General features: G+C 30.1%; 5 protein-coding genes. All 5 read right to left on the reverse strand.

Features of this window, described 5'->3' with window-relative positions; genetic code table 11:
• A partial coding sequence (locus HMPREF0493_RS05675; RefSeq protein WP_155800037.1) for a hypothetical protein occupies positions 1-309 on the reverse strand: 309 nt, incomplete at its 3' end.
• A gap of 292 nt (positions 310-601) precedes the next feature.
• Positions 602-1,822: an MFS transporter gene (locus HMPREF0493_RS05680; RefSeq protein WP_006352374.1), complete on the reverse strand. Its 1,221-nt coding sequence runs from the start codon at positions 1,820-1,822 to the stop codon at positions 602-604.
• Entirely contained in the window at positions 1,815-2,780 is a 966-nt protein-coding gene (locus tag HMPREF0493_RS05685) for an FAD-dependent oxidoreductase (RefSeq protein ID WP_006352375.1), read from the reverse strand. Before HMPREF0493_RS05685 ends, HMPREF0493_RS05680 begins: the two co-directional genes overlap by 8 nt.
• Before the next feature lie 72 nt (positions 2,781-2,852).
• Complete coding sequence (locus HMPREF0493_RS08650) at positions 2,853-2,999, reverse strand: hypothetical protein (protein WP_153218789.1); 147 nt, start codon at positions 2,997-2,999, stop codon at positions 2,853-2,855.
• Positions 3,000-3,041: 42 nt separating this feature from the next.
• Positions 3,042-3,594 (reverse strand): hypothetical protein (locus HMPREF0493_RS08775; protein ID WP_006352377.1); only part of this gene is annotated, 553 nt, incomplete at its 5' end.

The following is a 3,594-nucleotide window of genomic DNA, read 5'->3' on the forward strand; positions in this document are numbered from 1 at the left end:
ATCTTTTAAAACATCGTCAAAGTACGTCATTTGTTTTTTAAAGTCAACATTCGATAATCCTGAACCTTCTGGCTTACTCTTTGCTTCATGAAAGATCAATTTTGGCTTGCCGTTAACGATCTTGGAGCTAAATGTCACAAAGTGTCCTCTATCAAGGATGTCATTAGCATAGGTAGTACCTGCTGCTTCATAATACTCATCCGTTAATTTGATAGTTGCAGATTCATCTACAGGATCATATGTAATACTGATAGTATTATCGGCCAACCAACCATCATCAGTTAATGCTGGTGTAGACAACTCCATCATATGAGGAAGCCCTTCTTCCCCATTACTGTCTAGAATTGAATAGTCAGCGTTAAATACAATTTTATTCATACAAATGCCTCTTCTCTACTTGTCATCATCTTGTTATCTAAAGCATATCATGGCACTGTCAGGCTGAAAAGCATTTAGTTATAGTTGCCAATTTAATTTCTTAATTTAATTTTTTCAGCATAATTTATAGTAACAAAAAGATCTTGAAGAAAATTCTTAATTATAATTAAATTCATTCTTTATATCTGCGAAATCTTATGACCAAACTTCAAACTTAAATTCACTATTTTTTCTTTATTACCAAAAAATAGTAAATTGCACTACATATAAGCGCTACTCCGTATATATATTGCGTTGCAAGGGGACCATATTCTTTTAAGATCCATCCCCCTATTAAAGTACCAATTGGTATCATAATAGATAAAATACTATCATTGATGGTCTGAACTCTTCCTAAAACAGCAGAACTAAAGCTAACTTGAACCAAAGCTTCAAAATTAATATTCATCATAGTGATCCACATAGAAGAAATTGCAGAAGAAATTAATAAGATTAAAACATTTAAGCTAACTGTTAAAGGAACTATAATTCTAAATATTCCTGCACCTAAAAAACAAATTGCTGCAAAAATTCGCATATCTTCTTTTTTTAATTTAAATCGCTGTACAAAAAATGCACCAATAACACTACCAATTGATGAAGCAAATAATAAAGCACCGTAGCCTATAGCAGATTTTTGAACGTAGTCTTGAGCAAAATACGGTAGTCCAACCGCAAAAATACCATAAAAGAAATTAACTACTCCAATAGGAAAAATAAGTTCAAGGATATTTTTCTCTTTATATAAAGTATTCCATCCTACCACGATATCTTTGATATACGAGCCTGTAAAATAATCCTCATCTTCTAAAATATCTTTTGCAGCTTTATTTATTTGTAAACTGTTATAGCAAAGCAAAGCCATTCCAAATATAACGGCCGATAAAATTATCGTAAAGTTTATTGAAGTTAAAGTGATAACTATTGTTACACCAGCATCCAAGATCATATCTAATACTTGATAAGTAACCTGAAAAAGGCCATTAAATTTCAAAACTTCATTTTCAGAAACAAGTGCAGGTAATAGCTTATATTCTGCAGGATAAATTATTGAAGATATAATAGTAGAAATAGCAAATAGTGATAATACAATCACATCAATAAGCTTATTAGTAGTATTTGTAATTAATATCCCTACAATTATAAAATCAATTATTGCTTGTATAATGGTTGCTTTTTTCAGCAATTCTTTAATCGAAAAATTATCAATAATTGGGCCAAAACTAAATGAAATCATATCAATTCCGGAAGAAATTGTAAAAATAATTGAAACTAATAGCGGCGAATGGGCAATTTCTTTAAAATGCCATAAAATAGCCATATAAAACAAACTATCTGCAACATTAGTAGCTACACGCCCTAACAATAATTTATAAACGTTGGTGTATTTTTTAAACTCAAGCATCGCCATCACTATTTTGTTCTAATTTATGTTGAAAACTACTTTTCCAATTTTCTTCTCTAGGTAAAAAAGGAAACCTACCGCTGGGATCAGCAATAGTTGTTTTCTCTAATAGATGACCTACATATAATCCAGTAACCTGTCCTGAATATATAGCCTCGGGGACCCCAGATATCGGCATAGTTACACTTCCTACAGCAAACAGACCCGAGACCTTGGTTTCTCCAAATGCATTTGTCTTTATATATCCATTCTCTTGTGTCACATTTAAATTATTCAAAAAATGTGTTGATCCATTTTGTAATTTATACGAATTGTAATCAAATAAAATTCCATCATAAGATTTTAATAATGCTTCGTTTAAACCATAATTTTGGCTCTGAAAATTTATATTTGTTCTAAGTAAATAATGAGATACTATATTAAATTGCTTAGATTCAATAAGTTTAGATGTCAATTTAGCTATCGAGTTTTCATTATTTCCTACAACTAAAACCTTTTTCCATCCATAATTATTCACAATTTCTTTCACCATTTCTTCAGGTGTATGTAAACCAATATTAAATCTATTTGAACTATCAAGAATATTAGGAAAAGTAAGTATTCCTGTTGCTATAACTACATACTTTGCTATAAATTCACTATTGGTTGTTTGAATTTTAAAATCACCATTACTTTGCTTAATAATTTTAGTAACTCCACTATTTTCTAAAAACTCAACCTTTGATTGTACAGCTTCACTATAAAGAGTCCTTATTAAATTACTACCTGAAAATGCCCATTTTTTCGTTATTTGAATAAAAGCATATTGTGTTAAACCGCCAATCTTAGTAGCTTCTGCTACAGCCACACCAAGTGGCTCATTTGGAACCTGCATAGGTGTGCCTTTTTTTAGAATTATACTTGTATAAAGACCCGCCACACCAGCGCCTACAATAAACACATCATATTTTTTCATCATTAATACTTCTTTTCATCTTATAAAAAAGCCATATATAGCAAAATACCATATATGGCTTTTATCCCTATAATTTTAATATGGCTTATCTTTAGTAGGATAAGCTGTCATGAGAATCTCTGCACTGTCGGACAACTCTGGCATTAGAGCTTCATTGATTTTATCTAGATCAATTTCCATATTTTTCATAGAAAGTTGATCTTTCGCAATGTTTATTTCCATACTTCTCACCTCCTTATTATAATTTGTATTAAAAAAATCCAACTATAAATTACCTAAGACATTTAAAGCATTTACGGCTGTCAAGCCTTTAAACATTCCAGGATAAAATTTTATATATCTTTTTTTACTAAAAATGTCATTAAAATATTCAACTGATGGCATCCTAAATCCCCAACTATTTCGATAATCTATGGGTGTTTTTAATTTATTCATTTCGTTCTGTAAGCGTTGAATAGTACTTAGGTATACTTCTTCATTATTTTCATTTAATTCTATAAATATAAATGGTACGACCAACGTATCAGTCTCTAATTTTACTTTTCTCCAAACTATACGTTTTACATTTGACAAATCTTTCTGAGTCAGAAACTTTTGAGCCCAAATTAATTGTTTTCTTACTTTTGATGTATATTCAATCGAATTACTATTAAATTTAAAATAATGACTTAATGCTAATGCGTGAAACGATATATTAGTTCCTGTTAGCCCCTTGTACTGTTCAATATATCTTTTTACTGCTTCAAAAAAATTATTACTTTGTTTAGAAATAAAAACCGTACATATTCCTAAATTCGTAAGTTCTAACCCTTCTTGA

The organism is Lactobacillus amylolyticus DSM 11664 (assembly GCF_000178475.1).
GTDB classification, from domain to species: domain Bacteria; phylum Bacillota; class Bacilli; order Lactobacillales; family Lactobacillaceae; genus Lactobacillus; species Lactobacillus amylolyticus.